This is a genomic window from Devosia sp. A16, from assembly GCF_001402915.1.
Taxonomy (GTDB): Bacteria; Pseudomonadota; Alphaproteobacteria; order Rhizobiales; family Devosiaceae; genus Devosia_A.
In genome coordinates this window covers 3097477-3118896 of record NZ_CP012945.1, presented here as the reverse complement: position 1 = coordinate 3118896, position 21420 = coordinate 3097477, and the positions used below count along the sequence as shown (strand labels likewise).

Genomic DNA, 21420 nt, shown 5'->3' with positions numbered 1-21420 from the left:
CATGGCTGTCGCCTCACAGGCCATCGGAACGCCACGCAGCGCCATCCGCCGGAGCGCCGGCGAGGTTGCCGGCACGTTGCGGCGGGTCGCCGCCAACCCGACTGGAGCGATCTCGCTGCTGCTCGTCGTGGCTCTTGTGGTCTGTGCCGCGTTCGCACCGCTGATCGCCCCCTATGATCCGATCGCGCTCAACCCGCGCATCCGCCTGCAGGGCCCGAGCTGGGCGCATTGGCTCGGCACGGACCAGCTTGGCCGCGACGTGCTCTCGCGCCTCATCTACGGCACCAGCACGGCCTTGCGCGTGGCGGTGCTCGGCACCGGCGGCGCGCTGCTGGTCGGCGCGACGCTCGGGATGATCGCGGCGCTGGCCCCGCGCCTGATCGACGGCCTGCTGATCCTCGTCTGCGACGCCGCCAAGTCGCTGCCGATGATCCTGTTCGCGCTGGCCGTCGTCGCGATCTACGGCCCCAGCCTCGTGACGCTGATCGGCATCATCGTGTTCTCGATGGCGCCGGGTTATTTCCGCATCGTGCGCAGCCAGGCTCTGGTGCTGCGCAACGCCGATTTCGTCGTCGCCGCCCGCGCCATGGGCGCCTCGCCGCTGCGGCTGGCGCTGAGCCACCTCTTGCCCAACCTGGTCGGGCCGCTGCTGGTGCTGGTGGCGATGGACATTCCGGCGGTGATCGGCATCGAAGCGGGACTGAGCTTTCTCGGACAGGGCGTGCAACCGCCCGATCCGAGCTGGGGCACGATGCTCTCGGACGGCTATGCCTTCGTGCGGCAGGCGCCGCATATCGCGATCACCGCCGGCATCCCCATCGTCATCGCGACCATCGCCTTCACCTTCCTGGGAGAAGCGCTGCGCGATGCATTCGATCCACGCTCGGCGAGGGCGCGCCGATGAGCCCGGTGGTCGAACTGCGCGACGTGTCGATAAGCTACGGACATGGCCCGTCTGCCGTCGCGGCGGTGCGGAACGTCTCGCTGCAGGTCGGTAAGGGAGAAATCCTCGGCCTCGTCGGCGAGAGCGGTTCGGGCAAGTCCAGCCTCGTTTCGGCCCTGCTCGGGCTGTTGCCGCCCAACGCCGCGTTAAGCGGGTCGCTGGCGATCGAGGGGCGCGAGCTTGCCGCAATGACGGCGGCCGAACGCCGGCGGATGCGCGGCACCGTGGTTGCCACCGTCTCGCAGGATCCGTTCACCGCACTCAACCCGGTCGTGCCGATCGGCCGGCAACTGATCGAGTTCCAGCACTGGCAGGCCGGCAGCAGGCGAGACAAGGCAGACCGAGCCCGCGACATGCTGGCGAGGGTCGGCCTCTCCGACCCCGATATCCGCATGACGCAATACCCGCATCAGCTGAGCGGCGGCATCCGCCAGCGGGTGGCGATCGCCGCGGCGCTGCTGACTTCGCCCCGGCTGCTGATTGCCGACGAGCCGACGACGGCGCTCGATGCCACCACCGAAGCACAGATCGTCGAACTGATCCGTGAGATGCGCAGCATGGTTGCAGGCTCCATCGTCATCGTCACCCACGATATGGGGCTCGTCGGCGAGCTCTGCGACCGGGTGGCGGTGATGTATCGCGGCGCGCTGATGGAAACCGGCACCGTGGCCGAGGTCTTTTCGCGGCCGCAGAGCAGCTACACGCGGGCCTTGCTGGCCTGCGATCCCTCGCGGATCGTCGAGCCGACCCGGCGCCTGCCGACCATCCAGTCGATCATGGCGGCGGAGGGCGCGACATGAGGCTGCTGGAGATCAACGACCTCGTCGTCCGCTATCCCACCGGCACGATGCTGGAGCATATCCGGGCGGCCAGCCCGAACCATGTGACCGTGCTGGCGGGCGTCAGCATTGCCATCGAAGCGGGCGAAACGCTCGGACTGATCGGCGAGAGCGGCAGCGGCAAGACCACGCTGGGTCGAGCGCTGCTCGGCCTCACCCCGATCAGCGCCGGCAGCATTACCCTCGCCGACGTGCCGGTGACGCGCTCCAGGAGCCAGCTGTGGCGCGAGGTGCGCCGCAATGTCGGATTGATGTTCCAGGACCCGATGGCCGCGCTCGATCCGCGCATGACGCTGGGCGCCTCGGTGACCGAACCACTGGCCATCCATCGCAAGGCGACCGACCGACGGGCGCGCGCCATCGACCTGCTCGAACAGGTCGGGCTGGGCGGCGACTTCGTCGACCGCTACCCGCACCAGATTTCCGGCGGCCAGGCCCGGCGCGTCACCGTGGCGCGCGCGCTGGCGCTGCGGCCGAAACTGGTCGTCGCCGATGAACCGACGGCGGGGCTCGACCTCTCGGTGCAGGGCGAACTCATGAACCTGCTCAACGAGCTGCAGGCGACGCTGGGGCTCAGCTTCCTGCTGATCACGCACAACCTCGCGGTGGCACGGCATGTCACCGATCGTATCGCCATCATGTATCTGGGCCGCGTCATCGAGTGCGGCAGGACGGCGGATATCTTCGCGCGACCGGCGCATCCCTATACCCGGGCGCTGCTCGCCGCCCGCGGCTCGACCGAGCGCGCCAGGCCGCTGCAGGGCGAGGTGCCGAGCCTCAGGCGACGCCCCTCCGGCTGTGAATTCCATACGCGCTGCCCGATCGCCCAGGCGATCTGCCGCAGCGCGATGCCGGCCGAGCGCCTGTTCGGCAACGGCCAATCAGTCAAGTGCCACTTCCCCCATGTCGAGGCGGCGCAGACCGCCGGGGCCACGACGCCACCGCTTCCCATCATGCACCCGGAGCCTACCCCATGAGATCGCCTGAACTCTCCCGCCGCCAGCTGCTGAGAACGCTCGGCGCCGCCACGCTGGGCGCCGTCGGCGCCAACCTGTTTGCCACCAAGGCCAGCTTCGCCATCGACGGCAAGACGCTGAAGATCCGCAACGACGGCGACATCCGCAACCTCGACCCGGCCAATCGCGGCGGCTGGTACGACGAGACGGTGATGTTCGCCATCTATTCCGGCCTCATCCAGTACAAGTCGGGCGACGCGTGGGGTTGGCAGCTCGATGCTGCCGAGACGCTCGAACAGGCCGATCCGCTCAGCATCCCGTTCAAGCTGAAACCGGGTGTGCAATGGACCAACGGCTTCGGCGAAGTGACTGCCGAAGACGTGAAATACTCCTACGAGCGCTTCCGCGACCCGCGCGTCAACGCCGTCTATGCCTCCGACTGGGCGGCGCTCGACAGCGTCGAGGTCACCGACAAGTATGCGGGCGTCATCAAGCTGAGCCGGCCGTTCGCGCCGCTGTTCACCTCGACCCTGCCGCACGCCTCCGGCCTGATCGTCTGCAAGGCGGCGGTCGAAGCCAATGCCGGGGTGATCGAGACCGATCCGCTCGCCAGCTCGGGCCCCTACAAGCTGGCCGAATGGTTGCCGCGCGAGCGCATCACGCTGACGCGGAACGAGTCGTGGAGCGGTCCCGCCCCCTATTTCGACGAGATCCAGCTCTATCCGATCCAGGACACCACCTCGGCGGAAACGGCGTTCGACGCCGGCGATCTCGACATTACCCAGATCGGTGTCTCATCCATCCCCGGGCGGGAAGGCGGCCCCAACAGCCTGATCGTCAAGCCGGCTCTCGCCTATACCTGGCTGGGCATGAACTCGCTCAACGAGAAGCTCACCGATATCCGCGTACGCCGCGCCATCCAGCAGGCGATCAACACCGAGGAAGTGGTGCTGGCCACGTTCGGCGACGCAGTGAAGCCGTCGTTCGGCGTGGTGCCGCCGCCGCTGCTCGGCGCCCGCGACAAACTGCTCTACCCCTATGACCCGGCAGCGTCGAAAGCGCTGCTGGCGGAAGCCGGCGCGGAGGGACTGCAGATCAAGCTCGAGTTCGGCACCGACGCGGACCTGCTGGTTGCCGCGCAGATCATCCAGGCGCAACTGGCCGCCGTCGGCATCACCCTCGACGTCCGCCAGGTCGACGGTTCGGCGCTCACCGCGCAGCAGCAGGACAAGGACGGCGGCAGCTGGGCGACGATCGAGCTGTTCTTTTCGACTTTCACCACCGCACCGGACCCCAGCTGGGTCACCGAATGGTTCACCTGCGAACAGGTGGGCGTGTGGAACTTCCAGCGCACCTGCTCGCCGGAATGGGACGCGGAGAATGCCGCGGCGGCCGCGGAAACCGACGATGCCAAGCGCACCGAGATGTATGTCGCACTGCAGGACCAGCTCGAGGAAACCGGCGCCTACGTGTTCCTCTACCACGGCGTCAACGCCTGGCTGTTCCCGCCGGAGCTGAAGGGCGCATGGACACCCGACGGACAGTGGGCGCTGCTCCGCGAAATCACCATGGCCTGATCGGGCTCGGCTGGCCGGGCCGCCCGGCCAGCCCTTTTCATCCTTTCCCCTGCAGCGCGCGGACGCGAGCGTCCTCGCGGGAGTATTCATGTCGTGAGCAGACCGCCGGCCCCGGGCATCGCGCCACAGCCCAGGATGACGTGGTGGCAGCGCGCCGGACGCGCCCTCCGGCACCAGCAATATCGCCGCTACTTCTATGCCCAGGTGCCGCTGGTGATCGGCAGCTGGATTCATTCGATCGCCCTGGGCTGGTTGATGTGGCAGCTCAGCGCCTCGCCCTGGCTGCTCGGCATTCTCGCGGTCTGCGACCTCGGCCCCACCTTCCTGCTCGGCCCGCTCACCGGAACGATCATCGACCGCTCCAGTCCGCGCCGCATGCTGCTGATCACCCAGCTCTGCTTTTTGGCGCTGGTGACGCTGCTCGCCGTGCTGACACTGACCGGTGCGGTGACGATCGAGATCATGATCGGACTCACCCTCGCCCTGGGCGTTACCGCTGCCTTCGACAGTCCGGCGCGCCAGACGCTGGTGGCCGAGCTGGTGCCGGCCGAGGATCTGCGCAACGCCATTGCCCTCAATTCGATGCTGTTCAACGTGGCGCGGCTGATCGGCCCCGCGGTGGGCGGCTCGATCGTCGCGCTGTTCGGCGAGGGCTGGTGTTTCGTGCTGAAGGCCCTCGCCTACATCCCCGCGTTCTTTGTGCTGCTGTCGCTGCGGCTGCCACAGCGCGAGGCGACCAGGCGCGAGCATTTCCTCACGCAGATGCGCGACGGCATCGGCTTCGTGCGCAGCCATGAAGAGGCCGGGCGGATCCTGCTGCTGGTGGGCACCTGCAGCTTCATCAGCGTGCCGTATTTCTCCTTCCTGCCGGCGCTGGCGAGCCAGATGCTGGACGCCGACGCGAGCGTCGCAGGCATGCTGATGTCGATCACCGGCATCGGTGCGGTCGCCGCCGCGATCACCCTGACGCTGCTCGACGACCTGAAGCTCATGCGCGTCTGGCCGGTCTGGTCGGCGGTGCTGCTGGGGCTGGCGCAGATCGGCATCGGGCTTTCCGGCATGCTGTGGCTGTCGGCGCTGCTCGCCCTGCCCATGGGCTTTGCGATCCTGTCGCAGAACCTCGCGTCCAACACACTGCTGCAGCACTTCGCCCCGCCCGGGTTCCGCGGCCGCATCATGGCGATGTACGCGATGATGATGCTGGGCACGGTGCCTTTGGGCTCGCTGGTCGCCGGCGCGATCGGCGACCGCTTCGGCATGCCGGTCACCTTTATCGGCGGCGGCATGCTGGGGGTCGTCGTGGCGCTGCTGCTCGCCTTCAGATCCAGGCGTCCGCCTGCCGGGAAAGGCCATCTGCCGCCTGTCCCCACCGTCCATCCAGTCGAACACGAGGTGCCTCTGCCATGACCGAACCGCTTTACCTGAGCGACACGCCCGCCCCCTACGAGCAGATCACCATCCCGCTGTCCGACGGCACGATCCTGACGGCGCGGCTGTGGCGGCCGGAACATCCGGTGGCCGACAAGGTGCCGGTGGTGCTCGAATGGATCCCGTATCGCCAGTCCGACCTGACCGCGATCAGCGATTCCATGGTGCACGGGTATTTCGCGCAGAACGGCATCGCGGCCTGCCGTGTCGACCTGCGGGGCTCGGGCAACTCCGATGGCCTACTGCACGACGAATACCTCAAACAGGAGCAGGACGATGCCCTCGAGGTGATCGCCTGGCTCGCCGGTCAGGACTGGTGCAACGGCAAGGTCGGGCTGATCGGCATTTCCTGGGGCGGCTTTGCCGGGCTGCAGATCGCGGCGCGCCGTCCGCCGGCGCTCAAGGCCATCGTCACCTGCTGCTCGACCGACGACCGTTACTCCGACGATGTCCACTTCATGGGCGGCGGGCTGCTGCTCGACGGCATGCAGTGGGGTTCGGGGCTGTTCGCACAGCTTGGCCGGGCGCCCGACCCCGCCCATGTCGGCGAGCACTGGCGCGACATGTGGATGCATCGGCTCGAGAACGTGCGCCCGCCGCTCGCCGACTGGATGGCGCATATGGAGCGCGACGCGTTCTGGAAGCACGGCTCGGTGTGCGAGAACTACGATGCCATCGAGTGCGCGGTCTACGCCGTCACCGGCTGGACCGATGGCTATTCCGACCCCGTGCTGCGGCTGATGCAGAACCTCAAGGCGCCGCGCAAGGGTCTGATCGGCTCGTGGACCCACATGTACCCCAACTGGGGCAAGCCCGGTCCCCAGATCGGCTTTCTCGAAGAGTGCATGCGCTGGTGGCGGCACTGGCTGCTGGACGAGGACACCGGCATCATGGACGAGCCGATGCTGCGGCTCTGGGTCGGCAAGGATTTCGAGCCCCACCCGCGCTATCCCCGGATCGGCGGCCGCTGGATCGCGGTGCCGGGATGGCCGCACGAGGGGGAGGCGCGCCGATACCATCTCGACGATCGCAACCTGGTCTTCGCGCCACCTTCCGGGGCGCCGCCGCTTCGCATCGATACGCCGCAACAGCTCGGCGCGCATGCCGGTGAATGGTGTCCGCTCGACGGTGGCGGCGACGGACCGGAATTTCAGGGCGACAACCGCGCCGACGATGGCCTGTCGGTATGCTTCGATACGCCGGTATTGACCGAAACGGTCGAAGTCGTCGGCTTTCCGCGCCTGAAGCTCGATCTCGCCATGGATGGCGAGAAGGCGACGGTGATCGTCCGCCTGAACGAAGTGGTTCCGGACGGCACCTCGGGCCGCATTACCTACGCCATCCGGCGCATCAATCGCCCGGCGGGCGTCGCCGCGGGCGAGCGGTTCAGCTACGAAATCCCGCTCAAGGCGGTGGCTTACGAGTTCCAGCCCGGCAACCGGATCCGCCTGGCGCTCTCCACCACCTACTGGCCCATGGTGTGGCCGGAACCCAGGCTCGGCGGCATCACGCTCTTCCCTGACGCGACGAGCCTGCTGCTGCCCTCCATGCCGGAAACGGCGGTGCACGCGCTGCCGGAGTTCGGCCCCCCGATCTCTGCCGCCCCGCTTGCTTCGGAAGACGTCGCGCCGGGCAGTGTGGTGCGGCAATCGACGTGGGAGGCAACGACCGGCCGGGCGGAGCTCATCTCCAGGACGGTGCGCAAGACCTGGAAAATCGGCGAGCTGCAGCTCAGCGGCTCGGGCGGTCACGGCTACTCGGTGCTGCCGGGTGACGGATCGTCGGCCAGCGCGGAGTTCTATTCCACCCAGATCGCCGAGCGTCCGGGCTGGCACACCAAGCTGGTGTCACACAGCACCGTGGGCTGGGAAGACGGCAAGATGGTGCTGAATGCCCACCTCACCGCCTACGAAGACGAGGAGCAGGTCTTCCATCGCAGCTGGCGCGAAGCGTTCGACTACTAGCCCCAGCCGGTGAGCTGCGGCGGGCAAGCCCGTCTCGCGGCTCACCGCCGGAGCAGGCCCTACCCCACGAGCCCCCTCAGGGTTTCGAACGGGGTTTCATGGAAGAGTTGCGCGTAGTAGGCAGAGAAGCGCCCGAGGTGGAAGAAACCGGCTTCCATCGCCACCTGCGCCACGGTTTTCGACGACCTGTCGGACTGCAGGATGGCGCGCCGGGCCCGGTCGAGGCGGAAAATCCTGAGCCAGGCGCGCGGGGTGATCCCGGTGGCGTCGAGGAAGGCGCCCCGCAGCACATGCTCCGGCACATTGAGGTAGGCCGCCAGGTCGGAGACCCCGAGGACCTGATCGGGATCGTCCATGACCCGGGCCCTGGCGCGCTTGAACAGCGCATAGGCATACGTCTCGCGCGGTCGCTTGCCGGATTCCGCCGCGAGCATCCGGCTACAGACGTCCCAGACCCGATCGGCGATCATGCCGGGCAGCACCTGCTCCATGGCTCCGGGTGATTGCCGCATGGTGGTCGGCGCGGAAGCCAGCACAGACTGCGCCCAGTCGGTGAGCTCGTCGGCGCCGCCATAGCCCTTGACGGCGCTGATCGGCTCGACCTGCCGGAAGTCAAGGTCGGGGAACAGCGCCTCGTCGACGATGAGGTAGCAGGCGCGGCTGTCTCCTGACGCGTTCGTTATATCGAGCACATTGCCGCCGCGATGAAAGAACAGCTGGGCGGCTTGCGCCTGCCCGTTCAGCCGCCGCGCCACCACGCGCGGATGCAGGATCAGCACCAGCTTTCCCGGCGGCGGCGACGAGGTCTGTGCGACTTCGACATTCAGCCGCTCTTCGCCGATCGATACCCGGCCGAAATCCACCGACGCGGTCGCCCCTTCGAACCGTCCGCGGCTCATCTGCCGGTAGCGCTGTTCCCAGCCTCTTAGTGCGACCTCCTGCTCCGAGGCGTCGGCGTGGGTGGCAATCGTCAGGGTCCCGGTCGGTCGCAACGGCGGTGTTCTCCAGTCGCAAAAGGGGTAACGTCTGCCTACGATGCGAGCAAGAAGAATAAATGCCTAAATTTCAGGCAATGGTTTCTGGGAAAGTGGATTTCATACGGTTAGCCGGTTTGCTGGATTGTCGGCTCCTCATTGATGGAGACCTTGATGGCTACCAGACTGTCAGCCCTGCTGGGCGCTGCCTGCCTTGTCGGCGGCATCGCCGGGCCGGCATGTGCGTTCGGGCAGGAGGCCCAGTTCGTTCCCGAAACGCCGACGGCCAAGGAGGCGATGGATCCCGGCCCGAACGTGTTCGTAAACATGCAGAACTGGGGTGGCGGACCCAGCGCCGTCTACATCTACTCGGCTGACGACCTCAAGCTGAAGGGCAGCGTCAGCGGCGGCGCCCAGAGCCACTTCACCGCCTCGAGGGACGGCAAGACGCTCTATCTGGTTTCGGGCTTCTATTCCCGCCTTGCCTCGGGCAGCGGCGAGCACGTGCTGCAGGTCTTCGACGTCGCCACCAACCGGCTGCAGAAGGAAATCGTCCTGCCGTTCAAGGTGACGCAGTACACCGACGACCGCGCGCTGCTGCAGCTCAGCGCCGACGAGCGCTTCCTCTACGTGCAGAACGCCACCCCCGCGACCTCGGTTACCGTGGTCGACCTCGACAGGGGCGAGGTGGTGCAGGAAGTGCCCTCGCCAGGCTGCTACGGCATCTACCCGGCCGTTGAGGGCTACGCCTACTCGACGATCTGCAATGACGGCGCCTTCACCACGTTCACCCTGACGGCCGACGGCACGGCCTTCGAGAGCCAGAAGAGCGAGAAGATCTTCGACGTCGACGCCGACCCGATCTATCTCGCCTCCGAACGGGCCGACGGGGATCTGCTGTTCATTTCCTACCACGCCAATGTCTACCGGCTCTCGGACAGCGACGGTGTAGTCAGGACGCTGAGCGTCACGCCGATCGCCAAGGGCATCGACGGCAACTGGGGTACCTCGGGCTACAGCGTCGTCACCTACAACGATGCCAACGGCATCCTGTTCGTGCCGATGGCGCCCGACCATCACGACGGCAGCCACTACCACGATGCCAAGGAAGTCTGGGCCTACGACCTCAAGAACAACGAGCTGCTCTATCGCTCCAACGTCGATGGCCTCAACGCCGTCTACGTGACCGATGACGCCGTCCCGGTGCTCTACGGCCTCAGCATCGGGGAACGGAAGGTCTATCGTTACGATGTGGATCCGGCCGCCAGGTTTGCGGCCAGGAAGGTGGCGGAGCATGCCGATTTCGGTTTCGCCACGACGCTGACGAGCTCGCCGTGATGGAGAGCTCCCTCGCCTCCCTCGCATCGGCGGCCATCACCGTATTCATCGCGCTTATCTTTGCCCGTGCGGCCCTCCACAAGCTGACCGAGTTCACCGAGTTCACCGGGTTCGTCGCCGATTACCGCTTGATCGGGGAGCGCCTGGTGCGCCCCGTATCGATCGGGATCGTGACCGCGGAAATCGCCGTCGTTGCGCTGCAACTGGTGCCCGGCGGCCAGACGCCCGGACTGGCGATCGCGGCGGCCATGTTCACGCTGTACGCCGCGGCCATGGCGTTCAACATCCGGCGTGGCCGCACCCACATCGAGTGCGGCTGCGGCGGAGCGATCCAACCGCTGTCCCGGGCATTGGTGCTCAGAAATGCGGTCCTCGTGCTGCTCGTCGGCCTCGCCCTGTTGGCTGGCCCGCTCAGCCTGGATTTGGGCGGCACGGTCACTGCCATCGCCGCCGGGCTCGCCGCCTGGGTGGTGTTCCTGCTCGCCGAACAAATCCTCGCAAACTCATCCCTCGCGCGCCGGACGCGCTGACCAGGTGGATTCCATGAACCTCATCTATTTTGCGTTGGCCGCCCTGCTCCTCATGGTCGTGGCGCTGACCGTCGGCCTGCTCGCACTCGGTCGCCAGATCGGCATCCTGTTCGAGCGAATCTCGCCGATGGGCGCCCTCGTCAACGATTCCGGGCCCGAAGTGGGACAGCAGACGCCACTGTTCAGCCTCGCCAGCCTGACCGGCGGCATGGTGTCGATCGGGCCGAAACCCAACCGCTCGACGCTGGTGTTCTTCGTTTCGCCCACCTGCCCGGTCTGCAAGAAACTGCTGCCGATCGTCGACTCGGTCCGCAAGGCCGAAGGCAAGTGGCTGGATGTGGTGCTGGCCAGCGACGGCGAGAAGGCCCAGCACCAGCGCTTCATCGAGACCGCCAGGCTGTCGAACTTTCCCTATGTGGTGTCGACCGAACTCGGCCTCGCCTATCGCGTCGCCCGCCTGCCCTATGCGGTGCTGCTCGACCAGCACGGCACGGTTCGGGCCAAGGGCCTGATCAACAGCCGCGAGCAGTTCGACAGCCTGTTCAACGCCTATGACCTCAAGGTCGGCTCGATCCAGTCCTACCTCGACCAGCAGCCTGCAGTTCAGCACTGACGCCGCCCGGACCGGCCGGCACGCCGGTCGGGCGCAGTTTTCCTCATGACGGAGAGCCGATATGGCCAAGTTTTTCGACAACCTGATGGAGTGGGTGGACACAATGGCGGAAGCGCGCACGCGCCGCATCGCCAGCGTCGCCGGCCGACGGAGTTTCCTGCAGAAGGCCGGCGGGGCGCTGGTCGGCGGGGCCGTGCTGCCCATGCTGCCCTATGACAACTCGAACGGCGTCGCTTTCGCCCGCGGCCTGGGGGAGCCGGACGAGATTCCGACCGATTGCGAATACTGGCGCTATTGCTCGCTGCACGGCACGCTTTGCACCCAGTGCGGGGGCAGCATCACCCAATGCCCGCCGGGCTCCACCCCCTCCAAGGTCGCGTGGGTCGGCACCTGCCGCAACCCCAATGACGACAAGGACTACCTGGTCTCCTACAACGATTGCTGCGGCAAGGGCGGGGATTGCGGCGACGGCTGCTCGCGCCAGGAAGGCGACCGTCCGGGCTACCGCATGGGGCTGGCGAGCGAATCCAGCTGGTGCGTCGCCAATACCGACAAGGGCATCCACTGCACGCTGGCCGTCGTGGTCGGTATCGCCCAATGAGGCTGCGTCTGATCGCAACCGGATTGGCGCTGTTGACGGCGCCGGTCCTCGCGGACGACGCCGGGCGCGCCCTGTTCGACGACAATTGCAGCGGGTGCCACCAGACCGGCGGCATCGGTTCGCCCGGGCTGGCCCCGCCGCTGGTCGACGCGGCGCTGTTTGCCGGCTTCGGCGAGAATGCCCCCGCCTATGTCGCCGGCGTGCTGCTCGGGGGCCTCTCCGGGCAGATCGTCGCCGATGGCGAGGTCTATGCGGGATTGGCCATGCCGTCGCAGAGCTGGATGACCGACGAGGAGCTCATTGCGGTCGGGAACTATGTGCTGGGCGAGCTGAACGGGCTGAGCGGACGGCTGACGCCGGCCACGGTGACCCGGATGCGCGCCAAGGTGCCCAGCCATATCGAACTGCAGGCGCTGCGGCAGGAGGCGACGGAATGAAGCGCGTGCTGGCGATGGCCCTGCTGCTGGCCGGCACGGCGCTGGGCCAGGGCGCCGAGCGGACCCCGGTGACCAACTACATCCTCAAATGCGTCGGCTGCCATCTTGCCGACGGCTCCGGCCTGCCCAGCGCCGGCATCCCGGACTTCGTCGACAAGGTCGGCGTCTTTGCCCGGCTGCCCGAGGGCCGCGCCTACCTCCTGCACGTTCCCGGGGTGATCGGCTCGAGCCTTTCCGACAAGGAGATTGCCGACCTGCTCAACTACGTGATGGAGACCTATGCCGGGGAGTCGCTGCCCGTGCCCTTCGAGCCGTTCACCGCCGACGCGGTCGCGGGACTGCGGGCCACGGAGGTCGGCAACGTCGTCAAGTACCGGCGCGTGGTCGCCGACAAGCTGGCCGAAGACGGCATCGAGGTGCCCGATTACCCCTGGCCGTGAGGGGGTGCCGTTGCAATGGGAACAAGAGGCTGCTGGAGGTGAAGCGTGCAGTCAAACACCGCCCGCGTAGCAGCACGGTCGGCAGCTCGGCCGCAGGTGCCATGGATGGTCGTCAGCCTCGGCGCCCCCAATAGGCTGGTCGCCATCCCGCTGCGGCTGCTTCGCCTTCGTCGCAGAACCAGCGCTCACCTTTCTCAGGGCTTATTCGGGTACGTGCGTACACTGGGGACCAAGGTGGGTGATAGATGTGCTCGCCCTCGCTGTTGATGTTGCCCTTGATCGGACAATTAGGGTCGGGAGCTTCGTTGCCCGAGACGCTCCAGCGTCTCGCCCGGAAGTCCCACGGGGTCTCCGATTCGACCTGCCAGATGCCAATACGCGCGGCCCGAGCCATCGCCTCATCTTCAACATAGTCGGTGGCAAACTTCACGAACGCCCAGGCTAGGCCGCTACGCACCAGATGTTTTCCGATGTCCATGCCGTCCGCCCAGCAGACGGCGATAGTGCGTCCATAGTCATCGAGTTCGCCGGCATCACAATGGACGTCTGTTGCCGGGAACACGATCTCTTCGAGCGCAACAACCGCGGCGGCACCGCAGTTCCAGCTCTTTCCCCCAGTTCGCTCGCATTGCTGTCCGGGTTCGGGAGCGTCGATGCCGTGGATACCATAGCGGGTTCCGCCGAGCTCGATCGTATCACCATCGATCACCAGAATGTCCGATGCGAAAGCCGGACCAATGGCCAGCATTATGGTCGCAGCGAAGCACCGGAGAACGACCATCAGTTGGCTTCTGGGGTGCTTCGACGCACACGGATCTCGATGCGCCTCCGGTCGGGATCGTTGAGCGCTTGACCACTTCCTGGCGAGAGCAGGTCACCCTTGCGGATGAGCTGTCCCGCAGAGAGCGGGACCATCCGTACCCCTGCCAGCTCGGGCTGTTGCCGCAGCACACGGGCAACCTCAATGGCACGCGCGAGGCCGAGGCCTGCGTTATCGACCGGTGTCAGGTGTATGCCGGGAACCCCATTAACAGCGGGTATTGCCAGCAGGTCGAGGTTGGAGGTCTTCTCGATATTGGGTTGGATAACCTGCTCATCGGTGTGACCAACGATCTCGATGACGTCGGCATTGTATTGCTGGAGCAGGCCAGCGATCTTCACCGCCGCCTCGTCCTCCAGATACTCTTGGAACCCCGAGGTGATCTCGGCGCTGCCGATCTCGAACCGGTAGCGGTTTCCATCGAGCGAGATGATCGGGGGCCAGCGGCTTCCCGGCGGGTCGGAGCTGGATGTCAGCCTGGACGACTCCTTGACCAATACCTCCATCTGGTCTGGCGTCAGGGTGCCCGCGCCGGCGGCGACCAGGCGCTCTAATAGCGAGAGCAATTTAGCCATCTCCGCCTCGGAGGCGAAACGACCTTGCATGTCGCCCCAGACGGTCAGTAGTTGCTTTAACTGTTCCGGACTTTCGAGCCCGACCGAGGTGGCCAGCCCTTCCATGTCCCGAGCAAGCACCAGCTTTTCCCAGAGCTTGGCAAAGTCGGCGTCCTTCAGCGGCGGAACGCCCGCGGGGAACAACATCTTCAATAGTATCTGCAGCTGCAGCGCATTGCGCGGAATGTCGCTCTTGCTAATTCCGGCGGAAGCCTCGACCTGCTGCTGAAGAGCGGTGATCTCCTTGTCCTTGGCGAGCAGCGCCGTGGCTGAGATCAGAAGCAGGCAGAAGAGCAGCAGCAACAACAGCTCGGCCATGGTGAAGCCGAGAACGACGCCACGTCGGTGACCGCGCTCCGTTTCGGCGATCGGCGCGGTCATGATTGTTCGTGTCGAGGCAGAGCGTCGATCGGGGCCCAGAATGCGAGCCTCCGCCAGAAGCCGACGCGCCGCCTGTGCCGCAACAGGCCGGGGATCTCGGCCAGCGCCAGATTGACTTCGACCAGAAGTCTCTGGGTCTCCTCAAGCTCGGCGCGGGCCTTCGCGACAGCGTCAGCATGGGTTTCGCTACCGAGCAGTTCTACCAAGGTGCTGGTGGTTGCTTCCGCCCGTTCTCTGTACTCGTCCATCGCCTCCTGAGCCATCTGCTGCTGGGTGCGTCCGAAATGCGAGAACTCGAGCAACATGCCGTTCAGCTCCTGGCGCACCTTACGGGCAGCCTCCGAGAGCTCCAGCCGCGACTCATGCTCAACCTCCACCGGGTCGCGGCGGAATAGATTGAAGACGATACGCAGCACTATGCCGGCAATGGTCGAGGCGACTGCAACACCGAAATTGCGAATGATCTCCGCCGCGTTAGTTCCGTCGGCGTACTGGATAAGGGTCACCGCCAGGCTGGTCAGCGTGTAGATGAACCCCATGTAGTAGAAATTATCGCCGGACTGATCGCTGCGAAGCCTAAGCGCCTTGAACAACCAGATGCAGACTGCGTAGCCTATCATAAGTAGGACGGGGACCAGCGTAACCATGACGGCGTCGACCTTCAGCGCCTTCGCGCCGATGATGTAGGCCACCCCAATCACTGAGAAAGCGATGAAGACGGCAGGGCCCGTCGGGTCGGCGCGGCGCGTTCGTGGCTGGTCCATTGCTACATTCCCATCAGCGGCGACAGGGTGACGGGTCTCTTCGCGTTGCTGTTGCTGGCCCACTCGAGCCAGAAATTCCCAAGCTGCTCGGCGTCGACTTTCTGCGTTGGGCGGCGCACCATCCAGAACTCTACCTCGGCGCCAGCAAGGTCGGTCGCCAACCTGTTCCGCGCCTTCGCAGCAAACGCCTCCGAGGACAGCCCATCGACATAATGTGAGTAGCCGGCCGTGTGCTGGATCATGTCGGAGACGACTACTAGGCGGGATGGAATCGACCGATCATGCTGGGAGGTGAGGTGTTCTGCTGCGATCTGTTGGATGGCCTCCATGATCGGGGAATAGTCCTGTGTGGAGCCCGCCACGCCGCTTCGCAACGCCTCTTCGACCTTCTCGGCGTACTGCATCTGCCAGCGCCGTTTGGCCAGCTCCGGGTTGCCGGTGATCGGATCGATGTCGCCGCCATCGCCGGGATTGCAGAGCGGCGGCATCGCCGGTCGCGTTCGCGCGGCGTCGGCGCCGAGCAGTTGAAGCTCAAGCAAGCCGTCCTTGGGGATCGCGGTCACGACATCCCGCAACTTGTTCAACACCTGCGTCTGGGTCACGGGTGCAAACGCGTCCGTGGTGTCGATTAAGACCAGGGTCTGCGAGGTATAGCCGGATAACGGGCAGAGCGTTGCCTGATCGCGCGGCACGTAGTCGGCGCGTGCCTTGAGCACGAGCCAAACCAGACCGCCGAGCAGAACGACAAGCGCAGTAGCCAGCACCGCGATCAGCACAATCTGCCCGGCATTGCCTTTCCTCCCGCGCCTACGTCGCGACATGGTTGCCGTCCGGAACAAGGGCGTCGAGCTGGCGATACCTGGCCAGCCCAAGCTCGAACTCCTGGGTGACCTCCGCCATGACCATCTGCAGCTGTGATTGTGCTTCGTCGATTCTGATCTGCAGCGCGTCGGAAGTAATTTCGTTCAGCCCGTCCAGCGTGACGGATAGCCGCTCGAGCTTGAACGGCTCCTCGAAATAGGCCGGAGCAGGCGACGATCTCGCTGCGACGTTGGCGTCACGATACGTCCGAAGGAGCTGATTGCCTGCCTTCTCCAACTGATTTTGGTGCTCCTGGAACAGGCTGAGCAGCTTGAGGCGATGTGCCATTATCGAGCTGTGTTCGGTGCGCCGCTTGGAGATATCGAGGCGCAACTGAGACACCGCCTCCTGATACTCCTGGCGCTTGTCGCTGAGATCCTCGATCTTGGCGCGACGTTCACCAGCGTAGTCTTCTTGCGCCTTCCGCGCTGTTTCCGAGGCTTTCCTGTACCCGGGATACTTATCGACGAGGCTCAGTCCATCGATCAGCGCGACCAGAGCGAACAGCACACCAATGGCAAACAGCAGCCAAGACTCGAACTGATCGAGTTCCAGCGGCCACGTCTGCAGGCGCTCCATGACAGCGTCTCTGGCCTGGGCGGCGAACTGCGCGGTGGGCTCTCTCGTCCCGGCCGCCTCGCGATAATGGGCAAGGGCAAGGTTCAATGCCCCCGCCCAGGCAAAGAAGCCGAATAACGAGACCAGGCCGAACGCTTTGCGCAGCAAATTCCGATGATAGAGGTTGGGTAGCAGGACCACCGCGACGAAGACCGCAACGCCGACGTTCAGGACTGCGAACAGCAGAGCTTCCACGATGCCACCAACGAGGCCGAGCTCGTTGCCACCGCTCAGAAAGTACCCGTTGGCGATGATCTCGCCGGCCACCAAAAGCGCGATCACCAGTAATTTCACGACCGTGCCGAGCGCAGTCTTCCTGTCGGCGAGGCGCTTGATGCGGTGCTGCCTGCGAAAGTCGTCCAGCCAAGTCTCCGCAATCGTCAGGTCCTTGCGCAAGATATGGAGGTCATCGAGCGCCATCTGCTGCTCGGCCTTCAGATCCGCGAGACCGCCATGCGCGACTTCCGAAATAGCCGCGAACCGAGACTCGAAATCGAGCTCGGTCAGTCGCTCGTGGAATGTTGCGAGTTGCGACTGCAGTTCGTCATGGGCCGCCTTCTGAGCAGCGCCGATTTGTTCGACGATCTCACGTTCAGTCGCCTCGAGCGAGGCGCTTGCGGTGGCAGGAAGATCGTCCCCTCCCCGAGCCGCGCCGCGGTTGCCCAAGTCCATCTCGCGTTCGAGACGGTGAACGTCGATGTCGTTGAACGTCTGCAGTGTCGGACGATAAGTGTGCGCTGGGCGACCAAGCGCGCCGCGTAAACGCTCAAGTGAATTCAACATACCCTATTACCCCCAAGATTGAGGCTATCGCCCGGAGAGAACACCGGTCAAGGTGAAGTCACAGTTGAGGCGAGTATCCGTCAGCAGGGGAAGCCAGCTTTTCTTGCTCGACCGGCGAAACACGAGCGGCGTTGAGCTCAAGATGCTCCTTCGCGTCGCAAGGCCGTCGGCTTTCAGATCGCGAGGTATTCCCGTCGCAGCGCTTCGTCGGCGAGCACGTCCTTGGCCAGCCCGGTGAAGGCGACTTCGCCGGTATCGAGGATTACGGCGCGGTCGGCGAGGCGCAGCGCGGCGATGGCGTTCTGCTCGACGATGATGGTGGTGATGCCGAGCGCCTTGATCTCGTTGAGGATGCGCTCGATCTCTTCGACGATGACGGGAGCCAGCCCTTCATAAGGTTCGTCGAGCAGCAGGAGCTTCAGGTCGCGGGCCAGGGCCCGGGCGATGGCCAGCATCTGCTGCTCGCCGCCCGAGAGCGTCACGCCTTCCTGCCGGCGGCGTTCGGCGAGCCGGGGGAAATGCGCGTAGATGCGTTCGAGCGCCCAACCGCGGCCGGGCGCCACCTGGGCGATGGTGAGGTTCTCCTCGACGGTCAGTCCCTGGATGATGCGCCGGTCCTCGGGCACCAGCTGGATGCCGGCCCGCGCCGCTTCGAACGCCTTCATCTTGTGGATGGGCTGGCCATCGAGCCAGATTTCGCCCGAGAGCAACGATGGGTTGTCGACCCTCGCGATGGTGCGCAGCGTCGAGGTCTTGCCGGCGCCGTTACGGCCCAGCAGCGCCAGGATCTCACCGTGACGGATATCGAAGCTCACGCCCTGCACGATGTAGCTCTCGCCGTAGTAGGCGTGAATGTCGCTTGCCGCGAAGAACGGACCGTCATGGGGGGCGGCGCGCTCGGCGCGGTGCGTGGCGGCCATCTCGGTGTCCATGGCGATCGAACTCATCAGTGGGCAGCCTCCAGCCGGTGGGCGCCGCCCAGGTAGGCCTCCTGGACCTTGACGTTGCCGCGCACCTCATCAGGCAACCCCTCGGCGATGATCCGGCCGCCGGAGAGGACGGAGATCCTGTCGGCCAGGGAAAACACCACATGCATGTCGTGTTCGATGATCACCTTGGTCATGCCGCGGGCCTTGATCTTCTTGAGCAGCTCGATGGTGGTGTTGGTGTCGTGCCGCGACATGCCGGCGGTCGGCTCGTCGAGCAGCAGCAGGCGCGGATGCTGGATCAGACACATGGCGAGCTCCATGCGCCGCTTGTCGCCGCGGCTGAGTGCCCCGGCATGAGAGGTGCGGCGGGCGGTGAGGCCGACATCCTCGATGATCGCCTCCGCTTCGTCGCGCAGCCCCGCTTCGCTTTCGACGCCCTGCAGCACGTTGATGCGGAACGCCCCGTCGCGCCTGGCGAAGGCCGGCACCATGACGTTCTGCAACACCGTCAGCTCAGGGAAGATCTCCGGCGTCTGGAACACCCGGGCAACGCCGAGCTGGTTGATCTGGTGCGGCTTCCTGCCGGTCAGCACCTGGCCATCGAACACCACGGCGCCGCTGGTCGGGGCCAGCCGCCCGATGATGACGTTGAGCAGGGTGGATTTGCCGGCGCCGTTCGGCCCGATAATGGCGTGGGTCTGGCCCTCCGCCACCTCGAGGTCGATGTCGGACAGCGCCTGCAACCCGCCGAAATTCTTGCTGACGTCGTCGACATGGAGAACGACATTGCGCTCGGAAGTGGCCATGGCTCGTTACTCCGCCGGCTGGACGCGCATGGCGTCGGCTTTCGGGGGGGTGCCGCGGCGGCGGAACAGCGCGCCGATCCGGCGCACCCCTTCCATGATGCCGCCGGGCAGGAACACCACGACTAGCACGAACAGCAGCCCCAGGGTCAACTGCCAGCCTTCGCCGACAAACTTGCTCGATATGGCGACGACGGGATCGTGCAGCGGCTCGGGAACGAAATCGAAGAAGCGGCCCAGAATGCCTTCGTTGAAGGACGAGAAGATGTTTTCGAAATACTTGATGAGCCAGGCGCCGATCACCGGTCCGATCAGCGTGCCGACGCCGCCGAGGATGGTCATCAGCACCACCTCGCCCGAGGCCGTCCACTGCATGCGCTCGGCGCCTGCCAGCGGGTCGGTGACCGCCAGCAGCGCCCCGGCGAGCCCGGCATACATGCCGGAGATGACGAAGGCGGTGAGCGCATAGGGGCGGGTGTTGAAGCCGGTATAGCTCATCCGCATCTGGTTCGATTTGATGCCGCGCAGCATCATGCCGAAGGGCGAAGCGAACACCTTCTGGGCAAAGAAGAAGGCGATGAGCAGCACGACGGCGCAGAAATAGAAGCCGCCGAGCCCACCCAGCGACATGCCGAACAGGCTCGCCGTCGGCAGGCCCACACCACGCTCGCTGAAAGCAAGGTCGATGACGCGCGGATCCTGCAGGGTCAGTTGCAGCGAGGTCTCGCCATTGGTGATCGGGGTCAGCACCGAATAGGCGAGGTTGTAGCTCATCTGCGCGAAGGCCAGCGTCAGGATGGAGAAGTAGATGCCCGAGCGGCGGAGGCTGAGAAAGCCGATGGCGAGGGCGAACAGCCCGGAAACCAGCACGGCGAGCAGCAGCGCCGGCAAGGCATCCATGGTCAGCAGCTTGAACGACCACACGGCGGTATAGGAGCCGACGCCGAGGAAGGCGGCGTGGCCGAAACTCAGGTAGCCGGTGAGGCCGAACAGGATGTTGAAGCCGATAGCGAAGATCGCGTAGATCGCGAATTTCTGCATGAGGCCCGGATAGTTGGCGCCGAACGGCGCGGTCCAGACCGGCATGGTGACGACGACCAGGGCGAAGAGCGCGAGGATCAGCGCGTCGCGGCGCGAGAGCTGGAACAGCGCCATGGTCAGTTCTCCATCATGCCGCGGCGGCCGAACAGCCCGCGCGGCCGGACGAGGAGGATCACCACCGCCGTCAGGTAGATGATGATCTGGTCGATGCCCGGAACGAGCGACTTGATCTGGGTCATCGAGGCAAAGCTCTGGAGAATGCCGAGCAGGAACCCCGCGGCGACCGCGCCGGGCAGCGAGCCCATGCCGCCGACCACCACGACGACGAAGCTCAGCACCAGGAAATCCATGCCCTGGTGGTAGTTGGGCGGCAGCAGCGGCGTGTACATCACGCCGGCAAGGCCGGCGACCACGGCGGCGAGACCGAACATGATGGTGAAGCGTCGGTCGATATTGATGCCGAGCAGCCCCACCGTCTCGCGATCGGCCATGCCGGCGCGCACCACCATGCCGAAAGTGGTGAAGCGCAGGAACGCGAACACCGCGGCGATGACGCCCGCCGAGAACAGGAAGTAGATGAGCCGCCACAGCGGATAGGTCAGCGCGCCCGGCGCGAGGCCGATCAGCGCCCCGACATCGGTGGCGCCGCGCAAGGCGGAGGGCATCGCCTGGCTGATCGGGTTGGGTCCGAAGATCGCCTTGACGATCTCCTGCAGCACGATGGCGAGGCCGAAGGTCACGAGGATCTGTTCGGCGTGCGGGCGCTTGTAGAAATGCTTGATCAGGCCACGCTCCATGACGATGCCGACCAGCAGCATCACCGGGATGGCGAGGAGGATCGAGAGCGGCACCGACCAGTCGATCAGCACCGCCCCCAATCGCCGAACCAGGTCTGGGCCAGCGGGGTGCGCACTTCCAGCGCCGTGCCCCAGGCGGTGGTCTGGGTGGGGTCGACCGTGACGGTTTCGAGGGTGATCAGGTAGCGGAAGCTGACGGCGCAGAAGGCGCCGAGCATGAACAGCGCGCCATGGGCGAAGTTGACCACGCCCAGCGTGCCGAACACCAGGGTGAGGCCGAGCGCGATCAGCGCATAGGCGCCGCCCTTGTCGAGGCCGTTGAGAAGTTGCGCGAGTATGGCGTCCATGGTCCGCTGCCCCAATGGTACC

General features: G+C 65.7%; 21 protein-coding genes and 1 pseudogene. 12 read left to right on the top strand and 10 right to left on the bottom strand.

Going from position 1 to position 21420, the window contains the following annotated elements; all coding sequences use genetic code 11:
• Position 1 precedes the first annotated feature (1 nt).
• From APS40_RS15140 to APS40_RS15115, 6 genes are all read left to right on the top strand, one after another.
• Positions 2–904 (top strand): ABC transporter permease, encoded by a 903-nt coding sequence (locus tag APS40_RS15140; RefSeq protein WP_082434439.1) that lies wholly within the window; start codon positions 2–4, stop codon positions 902–904.
• Entirely contained in the window at positions 901–1743 is an 843-nt protein-coding gene (locus tag APS40_RS15135) for an ABC transporter ATP-binding protein (RefSeq protein WP_055047842.1), read from the top strand. The genes APS40_RS15140 and APS40_RS15135 overlap by 4 nt, the downstream gene beginning before the upstream one ends.
• The gene (locus APS40_RS15130; protein ID WP_082434438.1) at positions 1740–2759 is read left to right on the top strand and encodes an ABC transporter ATP-binding protein; all 1020 of its coding nucleotides are present in this window, start codon (positions 1740–1742) and stop codon (positions 2757–2759) included. Before APS40_RS15135 ends, APS40_RS15130 begins: the two co-directional genes overlap by 4 nt.
• Positions 2756–4315 (top strand): ABC transporter substrate-binding protein, encoded by a 1560-nt coding sequence (locus APS40_RS15125; protein ID WP_055047841.1) that lies wholly within the window; start codon positions 2756–2758, stop codon positions 4313–4315. The genes APS40_RS15130 and APS40_RS15125 overlap by 4 nt, the downstream gene beginning before the upstream one ends.
• Before the next feature lie 93 nt (positions 4316–4408).
• The gene (locus tag APS40_RS15120; RefSeq protein WP_236884113.1) at positions 4409–5722 is read left to right on the top strand and encodes an MFS transporter; all 1314 of its coding nucleotides are present in this window, start codon (positions 4409–4411) and stop codon (positions 5720–5722) included.
• Positions 5719–7707: a CocE/NonD family hydrolase gene (locus tag APS40_RS15115; RefSeq protein WP_055047840.1), complete on the top strand. Its 1989-nt coding sequence runs from the start codon at positions 5719–5721 to the stop codon at positions 7705–7707. The genes APS40_RS15120 and APS40_RS15115 overlap by 4 nt, the downstream gene beginning before the upstream one ends.
• Positions 7708–7766: 59 nt before the next feature.
• Here APS40_RS15115 and APS40_RS15110 read toward each other — a convergent pair whose 3' ends face one another.
• Positions 7767–8699, bottom strand: coding sequence for a helix-turn-helix domain-containing protein (locus tag APS40_RS15110; protein WP_055047839.1), 933 nt, complete (start codon positions 8697–8699; stop codon positions 7767–7769).
• Positions 8700–8855: 156 nt separating this feature from the next.
• Between APS40_RS15110 and APS40_RS15105 the strand changes: the two genes are divergently transcribed.
• The 6 genes from APS40_RS15105 (at position 8856) to APS40_RS15080 (ending at position 12640) form a co-directional block, all read left to right on the top strand.
• On the top strand, positions 8856–10019 hold the full coding sequence (locus tag APS40_RS15105; protein WP_055047838.1) for an amine dehydrogenase large subunit: 1164 nt from the start codon (positions 8856–8858) through the stop codon (positions 10017–10019).
• The gene (locus tag APS40_RS15100) at positions 10019–10549 is read left to right on the top strand and encodes a MauE/DoxX family redox-associated membrane protein (RefSeq protein ID WP_055047837.1); all 531 of its coding nucleotides are present in this window, start codon (positions 10019–10021) and stop codon (positions 10547–10549) included. Before APS40_RS15105 ends, APS40_RS15100 begins: the two co-directional genes overlap by 1 nt.
• Positions 10550–10562: 13 nt before the next feature.
• Entirely contained in the window at positions 10563–11162 is a 600-nt protein-coding gene (gene mauD / locus APS40_RS15095) for a methylamine dehydrogenase accessory protein MauD (protein WP_055047836.1), read from the top strand.
• Between the two features lie 61 nt (positions 11163–11223).
• The gene (locus APS40_RS15090; protein ID WP_055047835.1) at positions 11224–11763 is read left to right on the top strand and encodes a methylamine dehydrogenase light chain; all 540 of its coding nucleotides are present in this window, start codon (positions 11224–11226) and stop codon (positions 11761–11763) included.
• On the top strand, positions 11760–12200 hold the full coding sequence (locus APS40_RS15085) for a c-type cytochrome (RefSeq protein ID WP_082434435.1): 441 nt from the start codon (positions 11760–11762) through the stop codon (positions 12198–12200). The genes APS40_RS15090 and APS40_RS15085 overlap by 4 nt, the downstream gene beginning before the upstream one ends.
• Positions 12197–12640 carry a c-type cytochrome gene (locus APS40_RS15080; RefSeq protein WP_055047833.1) on the top strand — a complete coding sequence of 148 codons (444 nt, stop codon included), beginning with the start codon at positions 12197–12199 and terminating at the stop codon, positions 12638–12640. The genes APS40_RS15085 and APS40_RS15080 overlap by 4 nt, the downstream gene beginning before the upstream one ends.
• A 112-nt stretch (positions 12641–12752) precedes the next feature.
• Here APS40_RS15080 and APS40_RS15075 read toward each other — a convergent pair whose 3' ends face one another.
• The 9 genes and pseudogenes from APS40_RS15075 to APS40_RS15030 form a co-directional block, all read right to left on the bottom strand.
• Positions 12753–13421, bottom strand: a complete 669-nt coding sequence (locus APS40_RS15075; protein WP_055047832.1) for a thermonuclease family protein — start codon at positions 13419–13421, stop codon at positions 12753–12755.
• Complete coding sequence (locus tag APS40_RS15070; RefSeq protein ID WP_055047831.1) at positions 13421–14455, bottom strand: OmpA family protein; 1035 nt, start codon at positions 14453–14455, stop codon at positions 13421–13423. Before APS40_RS15070 ends, APS40_RS15075 begins: the two co-directional genes overlap by 1 nt.
• On the bottom strand, positions 14452–15219 hold the full coding sequence (locus tag APS40_RS15065) for a hypothetical protein (protein ID WP_055047830.1): 768 nt from the start codon (positions 15217–15219) through the stop codon (positions 14452–14454). Before APS40_RS15065 ends, APS40_RS15070 begins: the two co-directional genes overlap by 4 nt.
• A gap of 2 nt (positions 15220–15221) precedes the next feature.
• A complete protein-coding gene (locus APS40_RS15060; protein WP_055047829.1) occupies positions 15222–15995 on the bottom strand; it encodes a hypothetical protein in 774 nt (257 codons plus the stop codon).
• 31 nt (positions 15996–16026) lie between these two features.
• A complete protein-coding gene (locus APS40_RS15055; protein ID WP_156342950.1) occupies positions 16027–17481 on the bottom strand; it encodes an OmpH family outer membrane protein in 1455 nt (484 codons plus the stop codon).
• A 173-nt stretch (positions 17482–17654) separates the two neighbouring features.
• Positions 17655–18401, bottom strand: coding sequence for a branched-chain amino acid ABC transporter ATP-binding protein (locus APS40_RS15045; protein WP_055049683.1), 747 nt, complete (start codon positions 18399–18401; stop codon positions 17655–17657).
• Between the two features lie 26 nt (positions 18402–18427).
• Complete coding sequence (locus APS40_RS15040) at positions 18428–19216, bottom strand: ABC transporter ATP-binding protein (RefSeq protein ID WP_055047826.1); 789 nt, start codon at positions 19214–19216, stop codon at positions 18428–18430.
• Between the two features lie 6 nt (positions 19217–19222).
• Complete coding sequence (locus tag APS40_RS15035; protein WP_055047825.1) at positions 19223–20368, bottom strand: branched-chain amino acid ABC transporter permease; 1146 nt, start codon at positions 20366–20368, stop codon at positions 19223–19225.
• A gap of 2 nt (positions 20369–20370) precedes the next feature.
• Positions 20371–21398, bottom strand: a pseudogene (locus tag APS40_RS15030) (branched-chain amino acid ABC transporter permease).
• Positions 21399–21420 lie beyond the last annotated feature (22 nt).

Coding starts and splice junctions, on each gene's coding strand:
- APS40_RS15140 (WP_082434439.1), top strand. CDS start 2: ATGGCTGTCGCCTCACAGGCCATCGGAACGCCACGCAGCGCCATCCGC.
- APS40_RS15135 (WP_055047842.1), top strand. CDS start 901: ATGAGCCCGGTGGTCGAACTGCGCGACGTGTCGATAAGCTACGGACAT.
- APS40_RS15130 (WP_082434438.1), top strand. CDS start 1,740: ATGAGGCTGCTGGAGATCAACGACCTCGTCGTCCGCTATCCCACCGGC.
- APS40_RS15125 (WP_055047841.1), top strand. CDS start 2,756: ATGAGATCGCCTGAACTCTCCCGCCGCCAGCTGCTGAGAACGCTCGGC.
- APS40_RS15115 (WP_055047840.1), top strand. CDS start 5,719: ATGACCGAACCGCTTTACCTGAGCGACACGCCCGCCCCCTACGAGCAG.
- APS40_RS15105 (WP_055047838.1), top strand. CDS start 8,856: ATGGCTACCAGACTGTCAGCCCTGCTGGGCGCTGCCTGCCTTGTCGGC.
- APS40_RS15100 (WP_055047837.1), top strand. CDS start 10,019: ATGGAGAGCTCCCTCGCCTCCCTCGCATCGGCGGCCATCACCGTATTC.
- mauD (WP_055047836.1), top strand. CDS start 10,563: ATGAACCTCATCTATTTTGCGTTGGCCGCCCTGCTCCTCATGGTCGTG.
- APS40_RS15090 (WP_055047835.1), top strand. CDS start 11,224: ATGGCCAAGTTTTTCGACAACCTGATGGAGTGGGTGGACACAATGGCG.
- APS40_RS15085 (WP_082434435.1), top strand. CDS start 11,760: ATGAGGCTGCGTCTGATCGCAACCGGATTGGCGCTGTTGACGGCGCCG.
- APS40_RS15080 (WP_055047833.1), top strand. CDS start 12,197: ATGAAGCGCGTGCTGGCGATGGCCCTGCTGCTGGCCGGCACGGCGCTG.
- APS40_RS15075 (WP_055047832.1), bottom strand. CDS start 13,421: ATGGTCGTTCTCCGGTGCTTCGCTGCGACCATAATGCTGGCCATTGGT.
- APS40_RS15070 (WP_055047831.1), bottom strand. CDS start 14,455: ATGACCGCGCCGATCGCCGAAACGGAGCGCGGTCACCGACGTGGCGTC.
- APS40_RS15065 (WP_055047830.1), bottom strand. CDS start 15,219: ATGGACCAGCCACGAACGCGCCGCGCCGACCCGACGGGCCCTGCCGTC.
- APS40_RS15055 (WP_156342950.1), bottom strand. CDS start 17,481: ATGTTGAATTCACTTGAGCGTTTACGCGGCGCGCTTGGTCGCCCAGCG.
- APS40_RS15045 (WP_055049683.1), bottom strand. CDS start 18,401: ATGGCCGCCACGCACCGCGCCGAGCGCGCCGCCCCCCATGACGGTCCG.
- APS40_RS15040 (WP_055047826.1), bottom strand. CDS start 19,216: ATGGCCACTTCCGAGCGCAATGTCGTTCTCCATGTCGACGACGTCAGC.
- APS40_RS15035 (WP_055047825.1), bottom strand. CDS start 20,368: ATGGCGCTGTTCCAGCTCTCGCGCCGCGACGCGCTGATCCTCGCGCTC.